The organism is Winslowiella arboricola (assembly GCF_025527015.1).
Lineage (GTDB): Bacteria > Pseudomonadota > Gammaproteobacteria > Enterobacterales > Enterobacteriaceae > Erwinia > Erwinia arboricola.
In genome coordinates, this window is sequence record NZ_JAODIM010000039.1 from 1 (window position 1) to 24,557 (window position 24,557).

At 51.7% G+C, this 24,557-nt stretch carries 43 protein-coding genes; 6 read left to right on the plus strand and 37 right to left on the minus strand.

The window, feature by feature from the left end:
• Positions 1-420 precede the first annotated feature (420 nt).
• Complete coding sequence (locus N5923_RS07825; RefSeq protein WP_267140850.1) at positions 421-975, plus strand: gamma carbonic anhydrase family protein; 555 nt, start codon at positions 421-423, stop codon at positions 973-975.
• Here N5923_RS07825 and N5923_RS07830 read toward each other — a convergent pair.
• Genes N5923_RS07830 through dprA form a run of 6 tightly spaced genes read right to left on the minus strand, consistent with a single transcriptional unit; the run spans position 951 to position 4,751 of the window.
• Positions 951-1,202 carry a DUF1488 family protein gene (locus tag N5923_RS07830; protein WP_267140851.1) on the minus strand — a complete coding sequence of 84 codons (252 nt, stop codon included), beginning with the start codon at positions 1,200-1,202 and terminating at the stop codon, positions 951-953. The two genes, N5923_RS07825 and N5923_RS07830, sit on opposite strands and share 25 nt — an antisense overlap.
• Positions 1,199-2,017: a shikimate dehydrogenase gene (aroE, locus tag N5923_RS07835; protein ID WP_267140852.1), complete on the minus strand. Its 819-nt coding sequence runs from the start codon at positions 2,015-2,017 to the stop codon at positions 1,199-1,201. The genes N5923_RS07830 and aroE overlap by 4 nt, the downstream gene beginning before the upstream one ends.
• Before the next feature lie 19 nt (positions 2,018-2,036).
• Positions 2,037-2,609: an L-threonylcarbamoyladenylate synthase type 1 TsaC gene (gene tsaC, locus N5923_RS07840; RefSeq protein WP_267140853.1), complete on the minus strand. Its 573-nt coding sequence runs from the start codon at positions 2,607-2,609 to the stop codon at positions 2,037-2,039.
• Positions 2,599-3,156: a DNA topoisomerase family protein gene (locus N5923_RS07845; protein ID WP_267140854.1), complete on the minus strand. Its 558-nt coding sequence runs from the start codon at positions 3,154-3,156 to the stop codon at positions 2,599-2,601. The genes tsaC and N5923_RS07845 overlap by 11 nt, the downstream gene beginning before the upstream one ends.
• Before the next feature lie 25 nt (positions 3,157-3,181).
• Positions 3,182-3,655, minus strand: coding sequence for a DUF494 family protein Smg (smg, locus tag N5923_RS07850; protein WP_026112067.1), 474 nt, complete (start codon positions 3,653-3,655; stop codon positions 3,182-3,184).
• Positions 3,627-4,751 carry a DNA-protecting protein DprA gene (gene dprA, locus N5923_RS07855; protein WP_267140855.1) on the minus strand — a complete coding sequence of 375 codons (1,125 nt, stop codon included), beginning with the start codon at positions 4,749-4,751 and terminating at the stop codon, positions 3,627-3,629. Before dprA ends, smg begins: the two co-directional genes overlap by 29 nt.
• Positions 4,752-4,880: 129 nt before the next feature.
• Between dprA and def the strand changes: the two genes are divergently transcribed.
• From def to mscL, 5 genes are all read left to right on the plus strand, one after another.
• Positions 4,881-5,390: a peptide deformylase gene (gene def / locus N5923_RS07860; RefSeq protein WP_267140856.1), complete on the plus strand. Its 510-nt coding sequence runs from the start codon at positions 4,881-4,883 to the stop codon at positions 5,388-5,390.
• Between the two features lie 25 nt (positions 5,391-5,415).
• Entirely contained in the window at positions 5,416-6,363 is a 948-nt protein-coding gene (gene fmt / locus N5923_RS07865) for a methionyl-tRNA formyltransferase (RefSeq protein WP_267140857.1), read from the plus strand.
• 50 nt (positions 6,364-6,413) lie between these two features.
• On the plus strand, positions 6,414-7,703 hold the full coding sequence (rsmB, locus tag N5923_RS07870) for a 16S rRNA (cytosine(967)-C(5))-methyltransferase RsmB (RefSeq protein WP_267140858.1): 1,290 nt from the start codon (positions 6,414-6,416) through the stop codon (positions 7,701-7,703).
• A gap of 43 nt (positions 7,704-7,746) precedes the next feature.
• On the plus strand, positions 7,747-9,123 hold the full coding sequence (gene trkA, locus N5923_RS07875) for a Trk system potassium transporter TrkA (RefSeq protein ID WP_017803686.1): 1,377 nt from the start codon (positions 7,747-7,749) through the stop codon (positions 9,121-9,123).
• 155 nt (positions 9,124-9,278) lie between these two features.
• On the plus strand, positions 9,279-9,683 hold the full coding sequence (gene mscL, locus N5923_RS07880) for a large-conductance mechanosensitive channel protein MscL (protein WP_267140859.1): 405 nt from the start codon (positions 9,279-9,281) through the stop codon (positions 9,681-9,683).
• Here the strand turns inward: mscL and N5923_RS07885 are convergent.
• The 31 genes from N5923_RS07885 to rpsJ all read right to left on the minus strand — a co-directional run bounded on the left by N5923_RS07885 (position 9,637) and on the right by rpsJ (position 24,547).
• Positions 9,637-9,918: an alternative ribosome-rescue factor A gene (locus tag N5923_RS07885; RefSeq protein ID WP_267140860.1), complete on the minus strand. Its 282-nt coding sequence runs from the start codon at positions 9,916-9,918 to the stop codon at positions 9,637-9,639. The two genes, mscL and N5923_RS07885, sit on opposite strands and share 47 nt — an antisense overlap.
• Before the next feature lie 54 nt (positions 9,919-9,972).
• On the minus strand, positions 9,973-10,401 hold the full coding sequence (zntR, locus tag N5923_RS07890; protein ID WP_267140861.1) for a Zn(2+)-responsive transcriptional regulator: 429 nt from the start codon (positions 10,399-10,401) through the stop codon (positions 9,973-9,975).
• A complete protein-coding gene (locus N5923_RS07895) occupies positions 10,401-10,772 on the minus strand; it encodes a DnaJ family domain-containing protein (protein WP_267140880.1) in 372 nt (123 codons plus the stop codon). Before N5923_RS07895 ends, zntR begins: the two co-directional genes overlap by 1 nt.
• Positions 10,773-10,890: 118 nt before the next feature.
• Positions 10,891-11,277, minus strand: coding sequence for a 50S ribosomal protein L17 (gene rplQ / locus N5923_RS07900; RefSeq protein WP_267140862.1), 387 nt, complete (start codon positions 11,275-11,277; stop codon positions 10,891-10,893).
• A 40-nt stretch (positions 11,278-11,317) separates the two neighbouring features.
• Positions 11,318-12,307 (minus strand): DNA-directed RNA polymerase subunit alpha, encoded by a 990-nt coding sequence (locus tag N5923_RS07905; protein ID WP_232761535.1) that lies wholly within the window; start codon positions 12,305-12,307, stop codon positions 11,318-11,320.
• Positions 12,308-12,332: 25 nt separating this feature from the next.
• Complete coding sequence (gene rpsD, locus N5923_RS07910) at positions 12,333-12,953, minus strand: 30S ribosomal protein S4 (RefSeq protein WP_017799036.1); 621 nt, start codon at positions 12,951-12,953, stop codon at positions 12,333-12,335.
• 31 nt (positions 12,954-12,984) lie between these two features.
• Complete coding sequence (gene rpsK / locus N5923_RS07915) at positions 12,985-13,374, minus strand: 30S ribosomal protein S11 (RefSeq protein WP_004160563.1); 390 nt, start codon at positions 13,372-13,374, stop codon at positions 12,985-12,987.
• A 16-nt stretch (positions 13,375-13,390) separates the two neighbouring features.
• Entirely contained in the window at positions 13,391-13,747 is a 357-nt protein-coding gene (gene rpsM / locus N5923_RS07920) for a 30S ribosomal protein S13 (RefSeq protein ID WP_267140863.1), read from the minus strand.
• Between the two features lie 143 nt (positions 13,748-13,890).
• Positions 13,891-14,007, minus strand: a complete 117-nt coding sequence (rpmJ, locus tag N5923_RS07925) for a 50S ribosomal protein L36 (RefSeq protein ID WP_013204118.1) — start codon at positions 14,005-14,007, stop codon at positions 13,891-13,893.
• A gap of 33 nt (positions 14,008-14,040) precedes the next feature.
• Entirely contained in the window at positions 14,041-15,372 is a 1,332-nt protein-coding gene (secY, locus tag N5923_RS07930; protein ID WP_017799038.1) for a preprotein translocase subunit SecY, read from the minus strand.
• 7 nt (positions 15,373-15,379) lie between these two features.
• Complete coding sequence (gene rplO / locus N5923_RS07935; protein ID WP_267140864.1) at positions 15,380-15,814, minus strand: 50S ribosomal protein L15; 435 nt, start codon at positions 15,812-15,814, stop codon at positions 15,380-15,382.
• Between the two features lie 3 nt (positions 15,815-15,817).
• On the minus strand, positions 15,818-15,997 hold the full coding sequence (gene rpmD / locus N5923_RS07940) for a 50S ribosomal protein L30 (protein WP_004160569.1): 180 nt from the start codon (positions 15,995-15,997) through the stop codon (positions 15,818-15,820).
• Between the two features lie 5 nt (positions 15,998-16,002).
• Positions 16,003-16,503 (minus strand): 30S ribosomal protein S5, encoded by a 501-nt coding sequence (gene rpsE / locus N5923_RS07945; RefSeq protein WP_017799041.1) that lies wholly within the window; start codon positions 16,501-16,503, stop codon positions 16,003-16,005.
• 14 nt (positions 16,504-16,517) lie between these two features.
• Complete coding sequence (gene rplR / locus N5923_RS07950) at positions 16,518-16,871, minus strand: 50S ribosomal protein L18 (protein ID WP_017799042.1); 354 nt, start codon at positions 16,869-16,871, stop codon at positions 16,518-16,520.
• 9 nt (positions 16,872-16,880) lie between these two features.
• On the minus strand, positions 16,881-17,414 hold the full coding sequence (gene rplF / locus N5923_RS07955) for a 50S ribosomal protein L6 (RefSeq protein WP_017799043.1): 534 nt from the start codon (positions 17,412-17,414) through the stop codon (positions 16,881-16,883).
• A gap of 12 nt (positions 17,415-17,426) precedes the next feature.
• Positions 17,427-17,819, minus strand: coding sequence for a 30S ribosomal protein S8 (gene rpsH, locus N5923_RS07960; protein ID WP_017799044.1), 393 nt, complete (start codon positions 17,817-17,819; stop codon positions 17,427-17,429).
• A gap of 33 nt (positions 17,820-17,852) precedes the next feature.
• On the minus strand, positions 17,853-18,158 hold the full coding sequence (gene rpsN / locus N5923_RS07965) for a 30S ribosomal protein S14 (protein WP_026111426.1): 306 nt from the start codon (positions 18,156-18,158) through the stop codon (positions 17,853-17,855).
• Between the two features lie 14 nt (positions 18,159-18,172).
• Positions 18,173-18,712 carry a 50S ribosomal protein L5 gene (gene rplE / locus N5923_RS07970; RefSeq protein WP_017799046.1) on the minus strand — a complete coding sequence of 180 codons (540 nt, stop codon included), beginning with the start codon at positions 18,710-18,712 and terminating at the stop codon, positions 18,173-18,175.
• A 14-nt stretch (positions 18,713-18,726) separates the two neighbouring features.
• A complete protein-coding gene (rplX, locus tag N5923_RS07975) occupies positions 18,727-19,041 on the minus strand; it encodes a 50S ribosomal protein L24 (RefSeq protein ID WP_267140865.1) in 315 nt (104 codons plus the stop codon).
• A gap of 10 nt (positions 19,042-19,051) precedes the next feature.
• Positions 19,052-19,423, minus strand: a complete 372-nt coding sequence (gene rplN / locus N5923_RS07980; protein WP_002438705.1) for a 50S ribosomal protein L14 — start codon at positions 19,421-19,423, stop codon at positions 19,052-19,054.
• A 171-nt stretch (positions 19,424-19,594) separates the two neighbouring features.
• Complete coding sequence (gene rpsQ, locus N5923_RS07985; protein ID WP_017799048.1) at positions 19,595-19,849, minus strand: 30S ribosomal protein S17; 255 nt, start codon at positions 19,847-19,849, stop codon at positions 19,595-19,597.
• On the minus strand, positions 19,849-20,040 hold the full coding sequence (gene rpmC / locus N5923_RS07990; RefSeq protein ID WP_004160585.1) for a 50S ribosomal protein L29: 192 nt from the start codon (positions 20,038-20,040) through the stop codon (positions 19,849-19,851). Before rpmC ends, rpsQ begins: the two co-directional genes overlap by 1 nt.
• A complete protein-coding gene (rplP, locus tag N5923_RS07995; protein ID WP_015962145.1) occupies positions 20,040-20,450 on the minus strand; it encodes a 50S ribosomal protein L16 in 411 nt (136 codons plus the stop codon). The genes rpmC and rplP overlap by 1 nt, the downstream gene beginning before the upstream one ends.
• Before the next feature lie 11 nt (positions 20,451-20,461).
• Complete coding sequence (rpsC, locus tag N5923_RS08000) at positions 20,462-21,160, minus strand: 30S ribosomal protein S3 (protein ID WP_017799049.1); 699 nt, start codon at positions 21,158-21,160, stop codon at positions 20,462-20,464.
• A gap of 17 nt (positions 21,161-21,177) precedes the next feature.
• The gene (rplV, locus tag N5923_RS08005; protein ID WP_017799050.1) at positions 21,178-21,510 is read right to left on the minus strand and encodes a 50S ribosomal protein L22; all 333 of its coding nucleotides are present in this window, start codon (positions 21,508-21,510) and stop codon (positions 21,178-21,180) included.
• Between the two features lie 14 nt (positions 21,511-21,524).
• Positions 21,525-21,803 (minus strand): 30S ribosomal protein S19, encoded by a 279-nt coding sequence (gene rpsS, locus N5923_RS08010; RefSeq protein ID WP_017799051.1) that lies wholly within the window; start codon positions 21,801-21,803, stop codon positions 21,525-21,527.
• Between the two features lie 16 nt (positions 21,804-21,819).
• The gene (rplB, locus tag N5923_RS08015; protein WP_017799052.1) at positions 21,820-22,641 is read right to left on the minus strand and encodes a 50S ribosomal protein L2; all 822 of its coding nucleotides are present in this window, start codon (positions 22,639-22,641) and stop codon (positions 21,820-21,822) included.
• A gap of 17 nt (positions 22,642-22,658) precedes the next feature.
• Positions 22,659-22,961: a 50S ribosomal protein L23 gene (gene rplW, locus N5923_RS08020; protein WP_267140866.1), complete on the minus strand. Its 303-nt coding sequence runs from the start codon at positions 22,959-22,961 to the stop codon at positions 22,659-22,661.
• Positions 22,958-23,563, minus strand: a complete 606-nt coding sequence (gene rplD / locus N5923_RS08025; protein ID WP_017799054.1) for a 50S ribosomal protein L4 — start codon at positions 23,561-23,563, stop codon at positions 22,958-22,960. Before rplD ends, rplW begins: the two co-directional genes overlap by 4 nt.
• A 10-nt stretch (positions 23,564-23,573) precedes the next feature.
• Positions 23,574-24,203: a 50S ribosomal protein L3 gene (gene rplC / locus N5923_RS08030; protein WP_017799055.1), complete on the minus strand. Its 630-nt coding sequence runs from the start codon at positions 24,201-24,203 to the stop codon at positions 23,574-23,576.
• A gap of 32 nt (positions 24,204-24,235) precedes the next feature.
• Positions 24,236-24,547 carry a 30S ribosomal protein S10 gene (gene rpsJ, locus N5923_RS08035; RefSeq protein ID WP_009639175.1) on the minus strand — a complete coding sequence of 104 codons (312 nt, stop codon included), beginning with the start codon at positions 24,545-24,547 and terminating at the stop codon, positions 24,236-24,238.
• Positions 24,548-24,557 lie beyond the last annotated feature (10 nt).

Here is a 24,557-nt window from a genome sequence, read left to right on the forward strand (position 1 = left end):
ATCCGGAGATGGTTTGCGATATCAACCCTGCGAGTGCCCACACAGATTGTCTGATAAATTGTTAAAGAGCAGTGCAATCAGCGGTTTAACTTGCTGTTGCGAGGTGGCGTATATTACGCTTTCCTCCCTCAGAGTCAACCCCGTTTTCAGAAGTTTTTCTCCGGCGGTTCAGAACTTCCTGAACCTCCTGAGCCGCCGCTGTGTAAGCCGTTGTTCCGTCTCAGTGGTTGCGCATTATAGGGATCCGGATTTAATCCACAAGCCTTTTCTCGATCTTTTATTCTGGTTGCTGAGATTTCAATCTTTTCGCTGCGATCTCGTTCGATCCGCACATTTTTGCCGCACAATAAACGGCTGAAGTTGATAATAAAGCAACAAGCACACTACCCTTCGATCATCACATCTCAGGAGAATGATTTTATGTCCGCGGTATTACGCCCTTATAAGCAACTATTTCCACAGTCAGGTGAGCGCGTCATGGTAGATGCGTCGAGTGTAGTGGTCGGTGACGTGTCGCTGGCCGATGATGTTGGTATCTGGCCACTGGTGGTTATTCGTGGTGATGTTAATAAAGTCGTGATTGGCAAGCGCAGCAATATTCAGGATGGCAGCGTGCTGCATGTTACACACAAGTCATCGTATAACCCGGAAGGCAATCCACTGATCATTGGCGAGGATGTCACGGTGGGACATAAAGCGATGCTGCATGGCTGTACCATTGGCAACCGCGTGCTGGTTGGCATGGGGTCGATTATTCTCGACGGCGCCATTATAGAAGATGATGTGATGATTGGCGCCGGCAGTCTGGTGGCGCCTGGCAAACGTCTTGAGAGTGGTTACCTCTATATAGGTAGCCCGGTCAGGCAGGCGAGACCACTTAGCGAGAAAGAAATTGCCGGGCTGCTCTATTCCGCGAATAACTATGTTGGCTGGAAAGATGACTATTTAGCTCAGGAGATCCAGAGCCAGCCCTGATCGTCCTCTTGCTGTTGAGCGATCAACTGCTCTGCCTGTTCCTCAAGATCCCAGCGATGTGCTCTGAACAGTTCGATCTCAGACATATCGCTACCATAACGCTGTTGCAGGGTGACACCAGAGATGGCACAGGTCAGATTGATGCCATTTACCTGCGCCGGAAAACAGACGGCGTGGCGATCGCTGTCCCATTCTTCACGATCGGGGAACTGGATCGCCTGATTCATGCCGACAGTTCGCGTTTCAGGATCGCAATCACCGGGGTAATGTCTGGCAAGACGCCATGCCACAGGAGGAAGGCATGTGCGGCTTGTCCCACCAGCATGCCTAACCCATCAGCCATCTGCGTAGCGCCCAGCTGCTGACACCATTTCAGGAAAGGCGTCGGCCCGGGCTGGTAAAACATATCGTAGCAACGCACATCAGCACCAATTAACGAAGCCGGTAATGCCGGGATCTCGCCCGCCACACCGCTGGAAGTGGCATTGATAATCAGATCAAACTGCTGACCATCCAGCTGATCGAGAGCCAGCGCATCCACCGCGCCGCTATCACGGAACAGAGTAACCAGTTCTTCAGCACGGCTTAAGGTGCGGTTGGTCAGCGTGATCGCACAGCCCGCCGACAACAACGGCAGGATCACTCCGCGTGCTGCGCCACCAGCGCCGATCAACAGGATCCGGTCGCCGGTACTGATCAAATTGAGACGCTGAAGATCGGTTAACAGGCCGATGCCGTCAGTATTATCCCCTAACAGATGCCCCTGGTTATCAATCTTCAGCGTATTGACCGCGCCTGCTAATGCCGCACGTTCGGTCAGCTGGTCGGCAAGGGCAAACGCTTCCTGCTTAAACGGCAGCGTGATATTGGCGCCATGCGCGCCCCCGGCAAAAAACCGTTTCAGACTCGCAGCAAAACCATCTACAGGTGCACAAACCGTACCATAAGGATGTTCAATACCGGTCTGCTGCGCAAACAGTTGATGAATGCGTGGCGATTTACTGTGACTAATTGGGTTACCAAATACGGCAAACGTTTCCATACTCTTCCTTTACTGCTGATTACCCCTGACGGATCAGTTCGCCAGTTATCACATCACGGATCTCTGACGGATTTAACCGCCCGCCGGTATTGCCCACCAGCAGCGGAAAGTCAGCACCAAACTGCGCCTGCACTTCAGCCGCCGTGCGACATGGCTCCGCACCGGTTAAATTAGCGCTGGTTGATACCAGCGGCTTGCCGAACGCCCGGCATAATCGCTGCACATCCGGATGATCGCTAACGCGCACCGCCAGCGAAGTGAAACGCCCGGTCAGCCAGCGTGGCGTATTCGCCGCTGCCGGCACAATCCAGCTAACCGGCCCCGGCCAGCTGGAAAACATATGCTGGCGTTGTTTATCCGACAGTAGCTCATCCGCCAGATAAGGTTGCAGCTGCTGATAATCCGCGGCAATTAAAATTAGCCCCTTTTCTACCGGGCGCTGTTTCAGCGCCAGTAATTTCAGCACCGCGCTCTCACTGTCCGGATCGCAACCCAGACCAAATACCGCTTCGGTAGGATAGGCGATGACGGCTTGCTGTTGAAGTTGGGCAACACATGACTCGAGCGAGCCAGCTAAAAGATCATTCTTCACTGCTTATTCCTGCGGTAACCGGCTTACTGCACGCCTTGCTGGCGCAAAAACGCTTTAAGCCTTTGGCGGTTTTTTTCTCAATAAGAAGAGGGAAGTGGCAAAACTCACACTCGCCTTCAACCGGGGTAAAGTTCACGGCAAACTGGCAATCAGGATAACGATCGCACGAGTGGAACGTTTTGCCATAACGCGAACGACGCTGCACCAGTTTGCCCTGCTGACATTGCGGACAGGCGATGGTGGTCTCATCCGGCCGGTCGATCACTTCAGTATGTTCGCACTGCGGGTAGTTGCTACAGGCGATAAACATCCCGTAGCGCCCTTGTCGCAATACCAGATCAGACTGACATGCGGGACAGCTTTGCCCCTCAAGGACTTTCACCACATGGCCGTCGGCCTGGCTTTTAAGCGGACGAATATAGTCGCAGGTTGGATAATCTGAGCAACCGAGAAACGCACCGTGTTTCCCGGAGCGGATAACCAGTTCTGCCCCACACTGAGGGCAGGGTTCATTTTTTCGCACAGCGAAAAGCGCTGTTTTATTCATAGCGTTGTGTACACGAAGGCAATCTTCAGTGCAGCATTCCTTCATTGACTTCGAAAAGTAGCTCTTCCATTTGCTGATAGGCGTTTTCACATCCCGGGATGTTAAACAGCACCATCAACACGACCCATTTAAGATCTTCCAGATCGAACTCGAGGGTATCCAAAGCCATAATACGTTCGATAACCATTTCCCGGGTTTCGAGATTAAGTACCTGAATCTGCTCCAGGAACAGGATGAAACCACGGCAATTGGCATCGAGGCGCTGACTCTCTTCCTCGGTGTAGATACGCATTGACAACGGATCGCTTGCCAGCTGGATCGGTGCGGTTAACCCGTCCTGATAATCAGCCAGTTTTTCCAACCAGTTCAACGCATTATAAATATCTTCACGATGAAACCCTGCATCGGTTAAGTCATCAGTCAATCTATCCTGGTCAACGCGCATTTCTGCTTCGTTGTGGATATAGGTTTCAAATAAGTACATTAATACGTCGAACATGGCATGCCCTCCTCAATCGGACATAGCCGCCGGGTACAGCTGCGATCCACCCTGCTAACTCCAGCTCAAGCAGCTTAGCTACGATGGCTGGCACAGGTTGGCCGGCACGTGCAGCGACGACGTCAACAGGTGTAACCTCATCTCCTACGTTAGCCAACACATCAGCAAATGGCAATGAAACATCAGCATTGTCTGAAGAATATATTGCCTCCGGCGCTAAAAAAGGCAGCCAGTTAAAGTCGCTGGTGATTTGTTCGATAATATTGTTGGGGTGCGCCACTAATAATGCCCCCTGCTGGATCAGCCAGTGTCCTCCCTCGCTGCCGCTATTTCCCAGTGCACCTGGCAGTGCATAAACATCACGGTTTTGCTCCAGCGCATAGCGTGCAGTAACCAGCGAACCGCTACGCAAGGAGGCCTCCACCACCAGTACGCCGCAACTCAGCCCGCTGATAATGCGGTTACGTCGAGGGAAGTGCAGTGCCAGTGGCGCGGCGGATAACAGAAACTCTGACACCAGCGCGCCGCCCGCGGTGATAATTTCGCTTGCGAGAGCGGTATGCTGTCGCGGATAGAGCTTCGTCAGGCCGCTACCTAATACCGCAATAGTCTTACCCTGCACATCCAGCGCCGCGCGATGCGCCACACCATCAATTCCTGACGCCATCCCGCTGGTAATTGTCAGGCCACTCAATGCCAGCGCCTGGGTAAACCAGCTTCCCCACTCACGGCCATAATGGCTGCAACGGCGGCTGCCAACCACCGCCAGCTGCGTTGATGACAATAAAGCAGGATGGCCGGCGACAAATAACAAGGTCGGCGGGCGGGCGATATTTTTCAGCTGCGGCGGGTACAGCGGATGGTCGGCGGTTAACAGATGGTGCTGCGGCTGTTCCAGCCAGTGCAATGTCAGCTCCAGCTCATATGGGTTAAAGCGCAGAAACTGCGCCGCCTGCTCAGCATCCAGTCCGGCGGCCAGCAATGCGTCGGCTGAAAGACTCTGGTTTAAAATCAGCGTGCTGGCGGCCTGTAACAGCCGATTGCCGCGCAGTCCGCGTACGCCAGAGAGCCGAAGCCAGATCTCGGTTGAGGTCACGTTACTTTCCTTGTAAACGTCAGCGTGACAGTACGCTGCTCATCAGCAGGAATGCTGTCAATCAGCGCCTGAAATGTCTACAATAAGAGTAATAATTCTTTTATCCCTTGAACACAGATCTGGAACGATATGTCAGTTTTGCAGGTATTACATTATCCGGACGATCGCCTTCGCATCGTCGCTAAACCCGTTAAAGAAGTGAATGCCAAAATCCAGCGCATCGTGGATGATATGTTTGACACCATGTATGCCGAAGAAGGCATCGGTCTGGCGGCAACTCAGGTTGATATCCATCAGCGTATCATCGTGATTGATGTGTCAGAAGAGCGCGACAAGCGCTTAGTACTGATTAACCCGGAAATGCTGGAAAAAAGTGGTGAAACCGGCATTGAAGAAGGCTGTCTGTCGATCCCGGAACAGCGTGCACTGGTGCCGCGTGCCGAATTTGTCACAGTACGTGCGCTGGACCGTGATGGCAACAGCTTTGAGCTGCAAGCCGATGGCCTGCTGGCGATCTGTATTCAGCATGAAATGGATCACCTGGTCGGTAAACTGTTTATCGACTATCTCTCGCCGCTGAAACGTCAGCGTATCCGCCAGAAACTGGAAAAACTGGCGCGCCTTACCGCGCGTGACTGATAGCTCTGTTTGCGAAGGGAATACTGTGTCCGATTCGTTGAAAATCATATTCGCCGGAACCCCTGACTTTGCCGCGCAGCATCTCGCTGCGCTGTTAACCTCAGAACATCAGGTTGTGGCTGTCTTTACCCAGCCGGATCGTCCGGCGGGTCGCGGTAACAAACTGACGCTCAGCCCGGTAAAAGCGCTGGCGCTGGAGCATGATATTCCGGTGTTTCAACCAAAATCACTGCGTCCTGAAGAGAATCAGCAGCTGGTCGCCGATCTGCATGCCGACCTGATGGTAGTTGTCGCTTACGGACTGATTTTGCCCAAAGCGGTGCTGGATATGCCGCGTCTTGGCTGTATTAACGTGCACGGTTCTCTGCTGCCACGCTGGCGCGGCGCCGCGCCGATTCAGCGTTCACTGTGGGCCGGCGACAGCGAAACCGGCGTTACCATTATGCAGATGGATGTTGGTCTCGATACCGGCGATATGCTGTATAAGCTCTCCTGTCCGATTGAAGCCAGCGATACCAGCGCCACGCTCTATCATAAGCTGGCCCAGCTGGGTCCGACCGGTATGCTCGCCACCATTGAGCAACTGGCTAATGGCAGTGCACAGCCGCAAGTTCAGGATGAAACCGCAGCGAACTATGCAGAGAAGCTAAGTAAAGAAGAGGCTAAGCTCGACTGGTCACTCTCCGCCGCTCAGCTCGAGCGTTGCATTCGCGCCTTTAATCCATGGCCGATGAGCTGGTTCCAGATTGAAGATCAGCCGGTTAAAGTGTGGCAGGCACAAGTGCTGCCACATCAGGCGAACAGCCAGCCAGGCGAAATTCTGCATGCCGACAAAAATGGTATTCAGATCGCCACCGCTGACGGCGTACTGAATATTACCGAACTGCAGCCAGCTGGCAAAAAAGCGATGAAAGCGCAGGATATCCTGAACTCCCGCCGTGAATGGTTCATACAGGGCAATATCCTTGCCTGATTCTTCAGCCCGGCCTCAGGTCGGGCTTTTGTTTATTGATGACTCAAACAATGAAAAAACAGACCAACCTCCGCAGCCTTGCGGCACAAGCTATTGAGCGCGTTGTCGAGCAGGGACAATCATTAAGTAATGTCCTGCCGGCAGCACAGAAATCACTGTCAGAAAAAGACAGCGCTTTGCTGCAGGAACTCTGTTTCGGCGTGCTGCGCACCCTGCCGCAGCTGCAGTGGATTATTAATAAACTGATGTCGCGTCCGATGACCGGCAAACAGCGTACTATCCACTTTCTGATTATGGTCGGCCTGTATCAGTTGATGTATACCCGCATTCCGGCCCATGCCGCCCTGGCAGAAACCGTTGAAGGTGCGGTGGTGCTGAAGCGTCAGGCGCTGAAAGGTTTGATTAACGGCGTACTGCGCCAGTTCCAGCGCCAGCAGGAAGCGCTGATGCTGGAAATGAACGACGGCCCGCATAAATATCTGCATCCGAAGTGGCTGCTGGAACGTCTGCAACGTGCATGGCCAGAGAACTGGCAGCAGATTGTTGAGGCCAATAACCAGCGTCCGCCGATGTGGTTACGCGTTAACCGTCAGCATCACAGCCGCGACGCCTGGCTGGCTCTGCTACAGGCATCGGGTAAAGAAGCTGAAGCACATACTGAACACCTGGACGCGCTGCGCCTTGATGCACCCTGCTCGGTTAATCAGTTGCCCGGTTTCGACCAGGGCTGGGTGACCGTGCAGGATGCCTCAGCACAGGGCTGTATTGCGCTGCTCGATCCGCAGAACGGCGAATCGATCCTCGACCTGTGCGCCGCACCGGGTGGCAAAACCACTCATATTCTTGAAGCCGCGCCACTGGCCAAAGTGATGGCTGTCGATATCGATGAACAGCGTCTGACACGTGTGAATGAGAACCTGGCGCGCCTGGGGATGAGCGCCACGGTGAAAGCCGGCGATGGCCGTTATCCGCAGCAGTGGTGCGAAGGGTTGCAATTTGATCGCATCCTGCTTGATGCGCCCTGCTCCGCAACCGGCGTTATTCGTCGCCATCCGGATATTAAGTGGCTGCGCCGCGACCGCGATATCGCTGAGCTCGCAGCCCTGCAACAGGAAATTCTGGATGCCGTGTGGCCGCAGCTGAAATCAGGCGGCACTCTGCTGTACGCCACCTGCTCGATTCTGCCGGAAGAGAACCATCAGCAGGTTAGCGCGTTTCTCGCCCGCCATGCTGATGCGAAACTGCAGCCGATTGCTGACGACGGTCTGCCAGGTCTGCAAGTTTTCCCGCATCCGCAAGGCGGAGATGGTTTCTTTTACGCAAAGCTGATAAAAAATTGATTACCCGCTCAGGCAATCAGTCACGGGATAAGCTGGAAAGACGATGAAAATAATCATTCTTGGTGCCGGACAGGTTGGCGGAACGCTGGCAGAAAACCTGGTTGGTGAAAACAACGATATAACCGTGGTCGATACTGACGGCGTTCGCCTGCGCCAGCTACAGGACAAATTTGACCTGCGCGTGGTGCAGGGACATGGCTCACATCCGCGTGTATTACGCGAAGCCGGGGCCGAAGATGCCGATATGCTGGTTGCGGTAACCAACTCGGATGAAACCAATATGGTCGCCTGCCAGGTGGCCTATTCGCTGTTCAATACGCCAAACCGTATTGCGCGTATCCGTGCGCCCGACTATATCCGTGACGCCGACAAGCTGTTTATGCCCGAAGCAGTCCCAATCGACCATCTGATCTCCCCCGAACAGCTGGTTATCGACAATCTCTATCGCCTGATCGAATACCCGGGCGCCTTGCAGGTGGTAAACTTTGCCGAAGGGAAAGTCAGCCTGGCGGTGGTGAAAGCCTATTACGGCGGTCCGCTGGTGGGTAATGCCCTGTCAATTATGCGCGAACATATGCCGCATATTGATACACGCGTGGCGGCGATTTTTCGCCAGGATCGTCCGATTCGTCCGCAGGGTTCAACCATCGTTGAAGCTGGTGATGAGGTGTTCTTTATTGCCGCCAGTCAGCATATTCGCGCAGTAATGAGTGAATTGCAGCGACTGGAAAAGCCTTACAAACGTATTATGCTGGTCGGTGGCGGCAATATTGGTTTTGGTCTGGCGCAGAAGCTGGAAAAAAATTACAGCGTGAAACTGATTGAGCGTAATCAGCAACGCGCCGCCGAGCTGGCCGAACATCTACAGGACACCATCGTGTTCTACGGCGATGCTTCGGATCAGGAGTTACTGGCAGAAGAGCATATTGATCAGGTTGATCTGTTTATTGCCGTCACCAATGATGATGAAGCTAACATCATGTCCGCCATGCTGGCGAAGAAGATGGGGGCGAAAAAAGTGATGGTGCTGATCCAGCGTAAAGCCTACGTCGATCTGGTGCAGGGCAGCGTGATTGATATCGCTATTTCCCCCCAACAGGCAACCATCTCCGCCCTGCTGGGTCATGTGCGCAAAGCGGATATCGTCAGCGTATCGTCACTGCGTCGTGGTATCGCCGAAGCGATTGAAGCGATCGCCCATGGCGATGAAACTACCTCGCGCGTGGTTGGCCGCTTAATTGATGATATCAAACTGCCGCCAGGCACCATTATCGGCGCCGTTGTGCGCGGTGATGATGTAATGATCGCCAACGACAATTTGCGTATTGAACAGGGCGACCACGTTATTATGTTCCTGACAGACAAGAAGTTTGTCCCGGATGTCGAGCGCCTGTTCCAGCCCAGCCCGTTCTTCCTTTGATCTCCAGGGGCGGTGCTCTCGCCGCCCGTGCCAATGTTTTACAGGGGAGCTGAAACGGCGCCTCTGCAGGTATTTTCCAGTTATTCCTGTGCAGCGATGGCAAAAGGTGAATCGTTTGTTAGACTTTAGCCATTGGCACAGGAAAGGAGAGAAGAATGAGTTTATTCAAAGAGTTTCGCGAGTTTGCAATGCGCGGCAATGTTGTCGACCTTGCAGTTGGTGTAATTATCGGTGCAGCGTTCGGTAAGATCGTTTCAGCGTTGGTAGCAAATATTATTATGCCGCCGCTGGGGTTACTGATTGGCGGGGTGGATTTCAAACAGTTCGCCTGGGTGCTGAAACCGGCAGAAGGTGAAACTCCCGCAGTGATTATGCAGTACGGCGTCTTTCTGCAGACGGTGTTCGACTTTGTTATCGTCGCCTTTGCCATCTTCCTGGCAATTAAGCTGATGAACAAACTGCATAAAAAGAAAGAAGCGGCTCCGGCAAAAACCCCGGCGCAGGAAGTTCTGCTTACTGAAATCCGTGACCTGCTGAAAGAACAAAACAGCCGTCCTTAACCGCGGCAACGGCGGCGAAAACGGCGCCCGAAACCAGAAGGCCAGTGGTAAATATCCGTTGCGGATACTGACCACTGGCCTCCCAGTTACCTTTCCTTGCGTGTTTGTCTTTACGTCGATAGCTGCCTTTTCCTTTCTGATTGACTTCGATACGCGGTTTAAACAGTGGGTCGTGCAATAGCGCCTCAATGGCGTTGTGCTGTATCTGGCCTTTTTTGTGCTGATAAGCGGTCATCATGATGCTCCTTTGTGATTAACGCGCAGAATATAGACCCGATTGGCGCAATTTTCAATTAGCTTGCGCATTAACGGTGGTCGCACCCTGTTCCAGCGCTTCCAGTATCGAACAGTAAACACTGCTGTGATCGGCGCCACAACAGGCGTCGTTAAGTCGCTGAAGTGAACGCTGCATATGTTGCAACTCCGCAATCATCCCCTCTACTTCATTCAGCCTGTTCTGCACGATGGTTTTAGATTCATGGCAGCTGTGATGCTCTGGATCGACGCGGATCGACAACAGCTCGCGGATCGATTCAAGGGTAAACCCTAGCTGACGACCGTAGCGAATAAATTTAAGTCGCTGCAAATCCTGTTCGGTATACAGGCGGAAGCCGCCTTCGGTTCGCACCTTATGATCCATCATCTGCTGCTTTTCATAGTAACGAATGGTATCTGGCGTCACATCCGCTAGTTTTGCCAGCTGTCCAATGCGAAACATTATTTGTCTCCTGCGAGGCGTTGCTTTACGTGATTACGGTATTCACCGTTAAGAAAAGCGGTACTCAGACCGGCCTGGGTCAGTTTTATTTCCAGCAGCCGCAGACGTTTAACATGCGATTGATAGCGATCGTCGGCAGGATCGAGCGATTGAAGCAGGCAATCCAGCTCGATCGCTTCGCGTTTCATCTCCAGCTCGGGAGGCAGATAGCCGGAGTTCTTCAACAGCCGATATGCTGCACGCAACTCTGGCGCAACATGGCTGTCGTCATCGAGGATAAGCGGCTTTCCCTGACCAGGCAGGTTATCCAGCTCACCACTGGCTTGCGCTTCACGAATGTGTTGTTCAACGAGTTGGTCTATAAACCACATCATCTTCTCCTGTGCGGAAATGAACTATGAATAGTTTAACCAAATGTCAGCGGGGAAGTATGAGGAATTTTGGATATAAAAAAACCGGGCAAGCCCGGTTTTTCTACGTTGCTACAGATTACTCTGCAACAGCTTCTGCTGTCAGCTCTGGACGATCAACCAACTCGATGTAAGCCATCGGAGCGTTGTCACCAGCGCGGAAGCCACACTTCAGAATACGAGTGTAACCACCGGCACGGCTCGCAAAACGCGGGCCCAGCTCGTTAAACAGTTTTGCCACGATCTCGTTATCACGAGTACGGGCGAATGCCAGACGACGATTAGCTACGCTGTCGGTCTTGGCAAGAGTAATCAGCGGCTCAACTACACGACGCAACTCTTTTGCTTTCGGCAGGGTCGTCTTGATGATCTCATGACGAACCAAAGAGCCAGCCATGTTGCGGAACATAGCCTGACGATGGCTGCTGTTGCGGTTCAGTTGACGACCACTCTTACGATGGCGCATGACCTTATCCTTCTCAGTGAAACCTTAACCTGTGATCGGTTTATTCATCAGCAATGCTAGCTGGTGGCCAGTTTTCCAGGCGCATGCCCAGTGACAGACCACGTGACGCCAGCACATCTTTAATCTCGGTAAGAGATTTCTTACCAAGGTTAGGCGTTTTAAGCAGCTCAACCTCGGTACGCTGTACCAGATCACCGATGTAGTGGATAGCTTCTGCCTTAAGGCAGTTAGCAGAGCGGACAGTCAATTCCAGATCGTCAACAGGGCGCAGCAAGATCGGATCGAATTCTGGTTTCTCTTCTTTAACTTCCGGCTGACGTACATCACGTAAGTCAACGAAAGCTTCAAGTTGTTCTGCCAGGATGGTTGCCGCACGGCGGATCGCTTCTTCAGGATCAATAGTGCCGTTGGTTTCCATTTCGATGACCAGCTTGTCCAGGTCGGTACGCTGTTCTACGCGCGCTGCTTCAACATTGTAGGCTATACGGTCTACAGGGCTGTAGCAGGCGTCGACTAACAGACGACCAATCGGGCGCTCATCTTCTTCCGAATGAATTCGGGCAGACGCCGGCACATAACCACGACCGCGCTGAACTTTGATACGCATATTAATAGATGCGTTCTCATCGGTCAGGTGGCAGATCACGTGCTGCGGCTTGACGATTTCGACATCACCATCATGGGTGATATCGGCTGCAGTCACAGGGCCAATGCCAGATTTATTCAAGGTAAGAATAACTTCATCTTTGCCCTGAACTCTTACCGCAAGGCCTTTCAGGTTGAGAAGGATTTCCAGGATATCTTCCTGTACACCCTCTTTGGTGCTGTACTCATGCAGTACACCATCAATTTCAACCTCGGTCACCGCGCAACCCGGCATGGATGAAAGCAGAATACGGCGCAGTGCGTTACCAAGAGTATGGCCAAAGCCACGCTCTAAAGGCTCAAGGGTCACCTTGGCATGCGTCGAACTCACTTGCTCGATATCTACCAGGCGCGGTTTTAGAAACTCTGTCACAGAACCCTGCATTGTGTCCTCTCTTTGGTACTAAGCTTTACTTGGAGTAAAGCTCGACGATCAGGTGTTCGTTAATGTCCGCGGACAGATCAGTACGTTCAGGAATACGCTTGAACACACCTTCCATCTTAGTTGCATCAACTTCCAGCCAGGTTGGCTTTTCACGCTGCTCAGCCAGCTCCAGAGCGGCTTTAACGCGAGACTGCTTTTTGGCTTTCTCGCGGATGCTAACAACGTCATTCGGAGTTACCTGATAAGAAGCGATGCTAACAACGCGACCGTTTACCAGTACAGATTTATGGCTAACTAACTGACGTGATTCTGCACGAGTAGCGCCAAAGCCCATACGATAAACTACGTTATCCAGACGACCTTCCAGCAGGGCCAGCAGGTTTTCACCTGTGTTGCCTTTCAGACGAGCGGCTTCTTTGTAATAGTTACGGAACTGACGCTCCAGAACACCATACATACGGCGAACTTTCTGCTTTTCACGCAACTGCACACCATAGTCAGACAGACGCGGTTTACGCGCACCGTGCTGGCCAGGAGCTTGTTCAATCTTACACTTGGTATCAATCGCGCGAACGCCAGACTTAAGGAACAGGTCTGTACCCTCGCGACGGCTCAGCTTGAGCTTAGGACCCAAATATCTTGCCATTTTCTTTCTCCAACATTCCTAAAAACGAGCGTTATACGCGACGTTTTTTCGGCGGACGACAACCGTTGTGAGGGATCGGAGTCACATCAGTAATATTAGTGATGCGGAAACCAGCAGCGTTCAGAGCACGAATCGTAGATTCGCGGCCTGGACCCGGACCCTTAACCATAACTTCCAGGTTCTTAATACCGTAATCTTTCACGGCTTCTGCGCAACGTTCTGCAGCGACCTGCGCAGCGAACGGCGTAGATTTACGAGAACCACGGAAACCGGAACCACCGGCCGTTGCCCAACCCAGCGCGTTACCCTGACGATCGGTAATAGTCACGATGGTGTTGTTAAAAGATGCATGGACATGAGCCACGCCATCAGAGACTTGTTTTCTTACACGCTTACGTGCACGAACTGGTGCCTTTGCCATTATTCAATCACCCCGATTATTTCTTGATCGGTTTACGCGGACCCTTACGGGTACGTGCGTTAGTCTTGGTACGCTGACCGCGAACCGGAAGACCACGACGATGACGCAAACCACGATAGCAACCAAGGTCCATCAGACGCTTGATGCTCAGGGTGACTTCACGACGCAGATCGCCTTCAACGACGAACTTAGCAACTTCATCACGCAGCGTGTCAATTTGTTCTTCAGACAGCTCACTGATCTTAACATTTTCAGCGATACCCGCAGAGGCGCAGATGGCCTGGGAGCGAGTCTTGCCGATACCGTAGATTGAAGTTAATGCAATCACGGTGTGTTTTTGATCAGGAATGTTAATGCCTGCTATACGGGCCACTATGCACTCCTACTATTTAAATATGCGCCCCATGCCGAAAAGCCCGTTTTCAGGATACTCAAATGGCAGCGCATAGACATACAAAAGATTGGCTGGCTAATCTAGCCAGCTCAACCCGACTTTGCAAGAAAAATATGTGAAAATCAGCCTTGGCGCTGTTTATGCTTTGGCTCGGCACTACAAATCACACGTACAACACCTTCGCGACGTACGATTTTGCAGTTACGACATAATTTCTTGACGGAAGCACGAACTTTCATTTTTTCTCTCCGTAACTTCTTCAAGCGCCTGAATTAACGGCCGTAGCCTTTCAGGTTTGCTTTCTTCAGAGCAGACTCGTACTGACTTGACATCATCAGAGTTTGCACTTGAGCCATAAAGTCCATGATGACCACGACTACGATCAGCAGTGATGTACCGCCGAAGTAGAATGGAACTTTCATCGCATCACGCATGAACTCCGGGATTAGGCAGATGAAAGTAATGTACAAGGCGCCAATTAAGGTCAGTCGAGTCATTACTTTATCGATGTACTTCGCCGTTTGCTCTCCCGGACGAATTCCTGGTACAAATGCACCAGACTTCTTCAGGTTATCTGCTGTTTCACGCGGGTTGAAAACCAACGCCGTATAGAAGAAACAGAAGAAGATGATTGCAGTCGCATAGAGTAACACATACAGCGGCTGACCTGGTTGTAAATACATCGAAATAGTTGTTAACCAGTTCCAACCGGTACCGCCCCCGAACCAGGACGCAATGGTCGCTGGGAACAGGATGATGCTGGAAGCGAAGATTGCCGGGATTACGCCCGCCATATTCACTTTCAACGGCAGATGTGTGCTCTGCGCAGCATAGACACGACGGCCTTGCTGACGTTTCGCATAGTTCACCACAATGCGGCGTTGACCACGCTCAACGAAAACAACGAAGAAGGTCACTGCAAATACGAGAACTGCAACCAACAGCAACAGGAGGAAGTGCAGGTCGCCTTGCCGCGCTTGCTCGATAGTATGGCCAATGGCCGGCGGCAATCCCGCAACAATACCAGCGAAGATAATGATTGAGATACCGTTGCCGATACCTCGCTCAGTAATCTGTTCGCCCAGCCACATCAGGAACATTGTTCCGGTGACCAGACTCACAACAGCGGTAAAGTAGAATGGAAGGCCCGGGTTTAACACCAGGCCCTGCATTCCAGGCATATTCGGTAAACCGGTAGCAATACCGATAGACTGAAATATAGCCAGTACCAGAGTGCCGTAACGGGTGTACTGGCTTATCTTACGACGGCCAGCCTCCCCTTCTTTCTTGATCTCTGCCAGGGCGGGATGAACCACCGTCAGCAGCTGGATAATAATCGATGCCGAAATATACGGCATGATACCCAGAGCAAAAATAGAAGCACGGCTCAGAGCACCACCAGAGAACATGTTAAACATTTCAATGATGGTGCCACGCTGTTGCTCAAGCAGTTTGGCAAGTACAGTGGCATCGATACCAGGGATCGGAATAAAAGAACCAATGCGGAAGACAATCAGCGCACCAATCACAAACAGAAGTCTGCGTTTTAGTTCGCCAAAACCGCCTCTGGCACTTTGAAAATCTAATCCCGGTTGCTTAGCCATCTGCTACTTATTCCTCAATTTTACCGCCAGCAGCTTCGATTGCAGCACGAGCGCCTTTAGTGACACGCAGACCGCGAACCGTTACCGGAGCAGAAACTTCGCCAGACAGAAAGATCTTAGCGAACTCAATCTGAATACCGATAATGTTTGCCGCTTTCAGCGTGTTCAGGTCAACGATTCCGCCTTCAACTTTCGCCAGGTCAGACAGACGAACTTCTGCCGTAACCATTGCTTTGCGAGAGGTGAAACCGAATTTCGGCAGACGACGGTACAGAGGCATCTGACCACCTTCAAATCCGCGACGTACGCCACCGCCAGAACGAGAGTTCTGACCTTTGTGACCACGACCCGCGGTTTTACCGAGGCCAGAACCAATACCACGACCTACACGCTTCGCAGCGTGTTTAGACCCTTCGGCCGGAGACAGAGTATTTAAACGCATCTGTTACTCCTCCACTTTAACCATGTAGGAAATCGCGTTAACCATGCCGCGTACTGCTGGCGTGTCTTCACGCTCTACGGTGTGGTTAATACGACGCAGACCCAGGCCAAGCAGCGTTGCCTTGTGTTTCGGCAAACGACCGATCGAACTGCGGGTTTGAGTAATTTTAATAGTCTTCGCCATGGTCATTACCCCAGAATTTCTTCAACGGATTTACCACGCTTGGCAGCGACCATTTCTGGAGAACTCATATTCGCCAGGCCATCCAGAGTTGCACGAACCACGTTAATCGGGTTGGTGGAACCGTAGGCTTTAGCCAGTACGTTATGAACTCCAGCGACTTCCAGGACGGCGCGCATTGCACCACCGGCAATAATACCGGTACCCTGGGAAGCCGGCTGCATGAACACGCGGGAACCCGTGTGCACACCTTTAACAGGGTGCTGCAGGGTGCCGTTGGTCAGCGCGACGTTAATCATATTGCGACGGGCTTTTTCCATCGCTTTCTGGATTGCTGCCGGAACTTCACGCGCTTTGCCGTAACCAAAACCGATGCGACCGTTACCGTCACCTACCACAGTCAATGCTGTGAAGGAGAAAATACGACCACCTTTAACAGTTTTAGATACACGGTTTACCGCGATCAGCTTTTCCTGCAGTTCGCCAGCTTGTTTCTCGATGTGTGCCATCTTACACCTCTACCTTAGAACTGAAGGCCAGCTTCACGAGCAGCATCTGCCAGTGCCTGGACGCGACCATGATATTGGAAACCGGAACGGTCGAAAGAAACATTTTTAATGCCTTTTTCGATAGCGCGTTCGGCCAGTGCTTTACCCACAGCAGCCGCAGCGTCTTTGTTGCCGGTATACTTCAGTTGTTCAGTGATAGCTTTTTCTACAGTAGAAGCAGCAACCAAAACCTCAGAACCGTTCGGAGCAATGACCTGTGCGTAAATATGACGCGGAGTACGATGTACTACCAGGCGAGTTGCACCCAGCTCTTTGAGCTTGCGACGTGCGCGGGTCGCACGACGGATACGAGCAGATTTCTTATCCATAGTGTTACCTTACTTCTTCTTAGCCTCTTTGGTACGCACGACTTCGTCGGCGTAACGAACACCCTTGCCTTTATAAGGCTCAGGACGACGGTAGGCGCGAATATCCGCTGCTACCTGACCAATCAGCTGTTTATCAGCGCCTTTCAGCACGATCTCAGTCTGAGTTGGACATTCTGCAGTAATACCCGCTGGCAGCGCATGTTCAACAGGATGAGAGAAGCCCAGGGCCAAACTCACCGCGTTGCCTTTAATGGCTGCACGATAACCTACACCAACCAGCTGCAGCTTCTTAGTGAAGCCTTCGGTAACACCGATAACCATTGCGTTAAGCAGCGCGCGAGAAGTACCCGCCTGCGCCCATCCGTCAACAAAACCTTCGCGCGGAGCGAAAGTCAATTTGTTGTCTTCAGATTTAACTTCAACAGCATCATTGATAGTACGAGTCAGCTCGCCGTTTTTACCTTTAATCGAAATTACCTGACCGTTGAGTTTTACCTCTACGCCGGCAGGAATCACGACTGGTGCTTTAGCAACACGAGACATATATTCCTCCGATTAAGCTACGTAGCAGATAATTTCGCCACCAAGACCAGCCTGGCGCGCTGCACGATCAGTCATAACACCTTTAGAGGTAGAAACAACGGCGATACCCAAACCAGCCATAACTTTAGGCAGTTCGTCTTTGCGTTTATAAATACGCAGACCTGGGCGGCTTACACGTTGAATGCTCTCTACCACTGCCTTGCCCTGGAAATACTTAAGAGTCAGTTCCAGTTCTGGCTTGGTGTCGCCTTCGATTTTAAATTCTTCAATATAGCCTTCTTCCTTCAGCACGTTGGCAATTGCCACTTTCAGCTTGGAGGCAGGCATGGTGACCGCAACTTTGTTCGCGGCTTGACCGTTACGGATACGGGTCAGCATATCCGCGATCGGATCTTGCATGCTCATCTGTCTTTACTCCCGTGATTCAATTGGTGACAATTACCAGCTAGCCTTTTTAAGGCCCGGAATTTCACCGCGCATGGCGGCTTCACGGACTTTAATACGGCTCAGACCGAACTTCCGCAGGAAAGCGTGCGGACGACCAGTTTGGCGGCAGCGGTTACGCTGACGGGACGGGCTGGAATCACGCGGCAGAGTCTGCAGCTTGAGAACAGCATCCCAACGTTCTTCGTCGGATGAGTTCACACTAGAGATGATAGCTTTCAATTCTTCGCGTTTTGCGCGAAATTTATCAGCCAGTTTTACGCGAACGACTTCGCGTGCCTTCATCGATTGCTTAGCCATGAAGTAACCCTACCTTACTTGCGGAACGGGAAGTCAAAGGCAGCCAGCAGTGCACGGCCTTCATCGTCAGATTTCGCAGTAGTGGTAATGGTAATATCCAAACCACGAACGCGATCGACTTTGTCATAGTCGATTTCTGGGAAGATGATCTGCTCACGAACGCCCATGCTGTAGTTACCGCGGCCATCGAATGACTTAGCGGACAAGCCACGGAAGTCACGGATACGTGGTACAGCAATAGAAATCAGACGCTCAAAGAACTCCCACATGCGCTCGCCACGCAGAGTCACTTTACAGCCGATCGGATAGCCCTGACGGATTTTGAAGCCTGCAACAGATTTGCGTGCTTTGGTGATCAACGGCTTTTGACCGGAGATTGCTGTCAGGTCAGCTGCTGCGTTATCCAGCAGTTTCTTGTCAGCGATCGCTTCACCCACACCCATATTCAGGGTGATCTTCTCGACCCGAGGGACTTGCATGACAGAATTGTAGCCAAACTCAGTCATGAGTTTTTGGACTACCTCGTCTTTGTAGTAATCATGCAGTTTCGCCATCGTACTACTCCAAATTACTTGATAGTTTCGCTGTTAGACTTGAAGAAACGGACTTTTTTGCCGTCTTCGAATCTAAAGCCTACACGGTCTGCCTTGCCGGTAGCCGTGTTGAAGAGTGCAACGTTAGAAACCTGCAGAGCAGCTTCCTTTTCAACGATGCCACCTGGTTGGTTAGAGGCCGGAACCGGCTTCTGGTGTTTCTTAACCAGGTTGATACCTTCAACAATGACCTTGCCAGAAGACAGGACATTTTTAACTTTACCGCGCTTACCTTTATCTTTACCGGTCAGCACGATAACTTCGTCATCGCGACGGATTTTAGCTGCCATTGCTCGCTCCTTAGAGTACTTCTGGTGCCAGAGAGATAATTTTCATGAACTTTTCATTACGAAGTTCACGAGTTACCGGCCCAAAAATACGCGTACCGATAGGTTGCTCGCTGTTATTGTTTAAAATAACGCATGCATTACCATCGAAGCGAATGACAGAACCGTCCGGGCGACGAACACCCTTCCTGGTGCGCACCACTACCGCCTTCAGCACATCACCCTTCTTAACCTTACCGCGAGGAATTGCTTCCTTGATGGTAATTTTGATGATGTCGCCTACGCCTGCGTAGCGACGGTGCGAGCCACCCAGAACCTTGATACACATTACGCGACGTGCACCGGAGTTGTCGGCGACGGTCAGCATAGTCTGTTCTTGGATCATTTTAGTGCTCCGCTAATGTCAACTACTACTTCGGGACCTGTAAACAGGTCGTTTGAAAGCCCCATAATTGAGGGCGCGGCATTATAACACCGGTTCTCGCATATGGGTAGAAAAAATAAACGGCTCGACTAAGCCGAGCCGTTTATCTTATTTTTTAGAGAGGAGATTCTATTACAGAATCGCTTTCTCTACAACGCGAACCAGCGTCCAGGACTTAGTCTTGGACAGTGGACGGCATTCGCGGATTTCAACCACGTCGCCGATACCACATTCGTTGTTCTCGTCATGTACGTGCAGTTTGGTCGTACGCTTGATGAATTTACCGTAGATAGGGTGTTTCACAAAACGTTCAATCGCCACAACAATGGATTTCTCCATTTTGTCGCTCAGGACACGACCTTGCAGAGTACGGATTTTATCGGTCATTACGCACCCGCCTTCTCAGTCAGTAAAGTCTTAACGCGTGCAACATCACGACGCACTTGCTTCAGAACATGAGTCTGTTGCAACTGGCCAGATGCCGCCTGCATGCGCAGGTTGAACTGCTCACGCAGCAGGTTAAGTAGCTCTGTGTTCAGCTCTTCAACGCTTTTTTCACGCAGCTCTGTTGCTTTCATTACATCACCGTCTTAGTTACAAAGGTGGTTTTGATAGGCAGTTTTGCTGCTGCCAGCTTGAATGCTTCACGGGCCAGCTCTTCTGATACGCCGTCCATTTCATACAGGACTTTACCAGGCTGGATTAAGGCAACCCAATACTCTACGTTACCTTTACCTTTACCCATACGCACTTCCAGCGGCTTCTCGGTGATCGGTTTGTCCGGGAATACTCGGATCCAGATCTTACCTTGACGCTTAACTGCACGGGTCATAGCACGACGTGCTGCTTCGATCTGACGGGCAGTCAGACGACCACGGCCAACAGCTTTCAGACCGAAAGTACCGAAGCTAACATCCGTACCCTGCGCCAGACCACGGTTGCGGCCTTTGTGCACTTTACGGAATTTTGTACGCTTTGGTTGTAACATCAGCGATCTCCTTACTTACGGCCTTTACGCTGCTGCTTTTTAGGTTGAGCAGCCGGTTCCGGTTGTTCAACAGCAGCCATACCACCCAGGATCTCGCCTTTGAAGATCCATACCTTAACGCCGATTACACCATAAGTGGTGTGCGCTTCAGAGGTGTTGTAGTCAATGTCAGCACGCAGGGTGTGCAATGGCACGCGGCCTTCACGGTACCATTCGGTACGCGCGATTTCTGCACCGCCCAGACGGCCACTAACTTCAACTTTAATACCTTTAGCGCCCAGACGCATTGCGTTCTGTACAGCACGCTTCATAGCACGACGGAACATCACACGACGCTCCAGCTGTGAAGTGATGCTGTCAGCAACCAATTTAGCGTCCAGTTCCGGTTTACGGACTTCGGCGATATTGATCTGTGCAGGAACGCCAGCGATATCCGCTACGACCTTGCGCAGTTTTTCTACGTCTTCGCCTTTCTTACCGATCACGATGCCAGGACGAGCGGTGTGAATAGTCACACGGATGCTCTTCGCCGGGCGCTCGATAACGATACGAGATACGGACGCTTTTGCCAGTTCTTTAGTCAGGAACTGACGGACTTTGAAATCGCCGTCCAGGTTGTCAGCGAATTCTTTGGTATTTGCGAACCAGGTAGAGTTCCAGGCTTTAACAATACCCAGTCGAATACCATTAGGATGTACTTTCTGACCCATTGCTAGTCTCCAGAGTCTCAGCGATCGGACACAACCACAGTAATGTGGCTGGTGCGCTTCAGGATGCGATCTGCACGACCTTTTGCACGAGGCATAATGCGCTTCATGCTTGGGCCTTCGTCGACGAAGATTTTCGCGACTTTCAGATCATCAATGTCAGCGCCATCGTTGTGTTCGGCGTTAGCAATGGCAGATTCCAGAACCTTCTTAACCATTACAGCCGCTTTCTTATTGGTGTAGGTCAGAATATCCAGGGCCTGCGACACTTTCTTACCGCGTACAAGGTCAGCCACCAGGCGAACCTTTTGAGCAGAAGAACGAGCGTGGCGATGTTGAGCTATAGTTTCCATCTCTTCCTCCTGCCTTAGCGTTTCTTGGCTTTTTTGTCAGCCGAGTGACCGCGATAAGTACGAGTCGGCGCAAATTCGCCCAGTTTGTGACCAACCATTTCGTCGGAAACAAAGACTGGAACGTGCTGACGACCATTATGGACAGCGATGGTCAAACCGATCATGTTAGGAAAGATCGTTGAACGACGGGACCAAGTGCGCAGGGGCTTCTTGTCACCGCTTTCCACCGCTTTCTCTACCTTCTTCAGCAAGTGCAGGTCAATAAAAGGACCTTTCTTGAGAGAACGTGGCATGGCTTATCCTCTAAAATTATTTGCTACGGCGACGTACGATAAATTTATCAGTACGCTTGTTGCTACGGGTCTTCTTACCTTTGGTCTGAACGCCCCACGGGGTTACCGGGTGCTTACCAAAGTTACGACCTTCACCACCACCGTGCGGGTGATCGACTGGGTTCATCGCAGTACCGCGAACGGTAGGACGAATACCACGCCAACGAGTTGCACCGGCTTTACCCAGAACGCGCAGCATATGCTCAGCGTTGCCGACTTCGCCCAGGGTCGCGCGGCAGTCAAGTTCGACTTTACGCATTTCACCAGAACGCAGACGCAGGGTAACGTAAGAACCTTCACGCGCAACGATCTGCACGTAAGCACCAGCAGAGCGAGCAATCTGACCGCCTTTGCCTGGTTTCATTTCTACGTTGTGTACGGTAGAACCCACTGGAATGTTACGCATCGGCAGGGTGTTACCTGCTTTGATCGCAGCATCAACGCCAGATTGAATCTGGTCGCCAGCTTTCAGGCCTTTAGGGGCCAGGATATAACGGCGTTCACCATCTTTGTACAGAACCAGCGCGATGTTCGCGGAGCGGTTCGGATCGTACTCAAGACGTTCAACAGTAGCAGGGATACCATCTTTGTTGCGTTTGAAGTCAACAATACGGTAAGCCTGCTTGTGACCACCACCGATATGACGGGTAGTGATACGACCATTGTTGTTACGGCCGCCAGACTTGCTGTTTTTTTCAACCAGCGGGGCAAATGGTTTGCCCTTGTGCAGCTCCTGGTTCACCACTTTAACTACGTGACGACGACCCGGAGATGTCGGTTTACATTTAACAATTGCCATTGTTCTTCTCCTCCGACTTACTCAGCGCCGCCTGCGAAGTCCAGATTCTGGCCTTCTTTCAGGGTGACGTAAGCTTTTTTCCAGTCGCTACGACGACCAATACGCTGTCCGTGACGTTTTGATTTACCCTTAACCAGCAGGGTATTCACAACTTCAACTTCAACTTCGAAAAGTTTCTGCACAGCGGCTTTGATTTCTGCTTTGGTCGCGTCTGTCGCAACTTTGAGAACGATGGTGTTAGTTTTTTCCATCGCAGCAGATGCTTTTTCAGATACGTGCGGCGCGCGCAGTACTTTCAGCAGACGTTCTTCACGGATCATGCCAGCATCTCCTCAACTTGCTTAACTGCGTCAGCAGTCATAACGACTTTGTCGAAGGCGATCAGGCTTACTGGATCAATACCCGCTGCATCACGAACGTCAACCTTGTACAGGTTACGCGCGGCCAGGAACAGGTTCTCTTCCAGTTCGCCAGTGATGATCAGCACGTCTTCCAGAGCCATGTCTTTCAGCTTCTCTACCAGCAACTTAGTTTTAGGTGCTTCCAGAGAGAACTGCTCGACAACGATCAGACGTTCTTGACGTACCAGTTCGGACAGGATGCTTTTCAGCGCGCCGCGGTACATCTTTTTGTTAACTTTTTGACTGTGGTCCTGTGGCTTCGCAGCGAAGGTCACACCACCTGAACGCCAGATTGGGCTTTTTACAGTACCCGCACGCGCACGGCCAGTGCCTTTCTGACGAAACGGCTTCTTACCGGAACCAGTTACTTCAGCACGAGTCTTCTGAGCACGGGTACCTTGACGGGCACCTGCTGCGTAAGCAACAACAACCTGGTGTACCAGCGCTTCGTTAAAATCACGACCGAAGGTAGTTTCGGAAACAGTCAGCGCGCTTTGCGCGTCTTTCAATACTAATTCCATAGCTATCCCCTTACGCCTTCACAGCTGGTTTAACGATAAGGTCACAACCGGTAGCACCGGGGACTCCACCTTTAACCAGCAGCAGGTTGCGCTCAGCGTCAACACGCACAACGTCCAGGCTCTGAACGGTTACGCGCTCGTTACCCAGCTGTCCTGCCATTTTCTTGCCTTTGAACACTTTGCCCGGAGTCTGGTTCTGACCGATAGAACCCGGAACGCGGTGAGACAAGGAGTTACCGTGGGTAGCATCCTGAGTACGGAAGTTCCAGCGCTTTACAGTACCGGCAAAACCTTTACCTTTGGACGTACCAGTCACGTCAACTTTTTTCACGTCAGCGAAAATATCGACATTAATGCTCTGACCTACGGTGAATTCTTCGCCTTCGGCGGTACGGAATTCCCACAGACCACGGCCAGCTTCAACACCAGCTTTAGCAAAATGACCTGCTTCAGGCTTAGTTACACGGTTTGCTTTTTTAGCACCGGTAGTTACCTGTACAGCAGTGTAACCGTCGTTTTCCAGGCCTTTGACCTGAGTAACGCGGTTTGCTTCAATTTCGATCACGGTTACTGGGATAGAAACGCCATCTTCAGTGAAGATACGGGTCATACCCACTTTTTTACCGACTAAACCAATCATTGTTTCAACCTCTCAATCGCTCAATGACCTGATTAACCCAGGCTGATCTGCACGTCAACACCAGCAGCCAGATCCAGACGCATCAGAGCATCAACCGTTTTCTCAGTTGGCTCAACGATGTCAACCAGACGCTTGTGAGTGCGAATCTCATACTGATCACGCGCGTCTTTGTTGACGTGCGGGGAGATCAGAATGGTAAAGCGCTCTTTGCGGGTTGGCAGCGGGATTGGACCACGAACCTGCGCACCAGTGCGCTTGGCGGTCTCAACGATTTCCGCAGTTGATTGATCGATTAAACGATGATCAAACGCTTTAAGACGGATACGGATTCTTTGGTTCTGCATGAGACCAGAG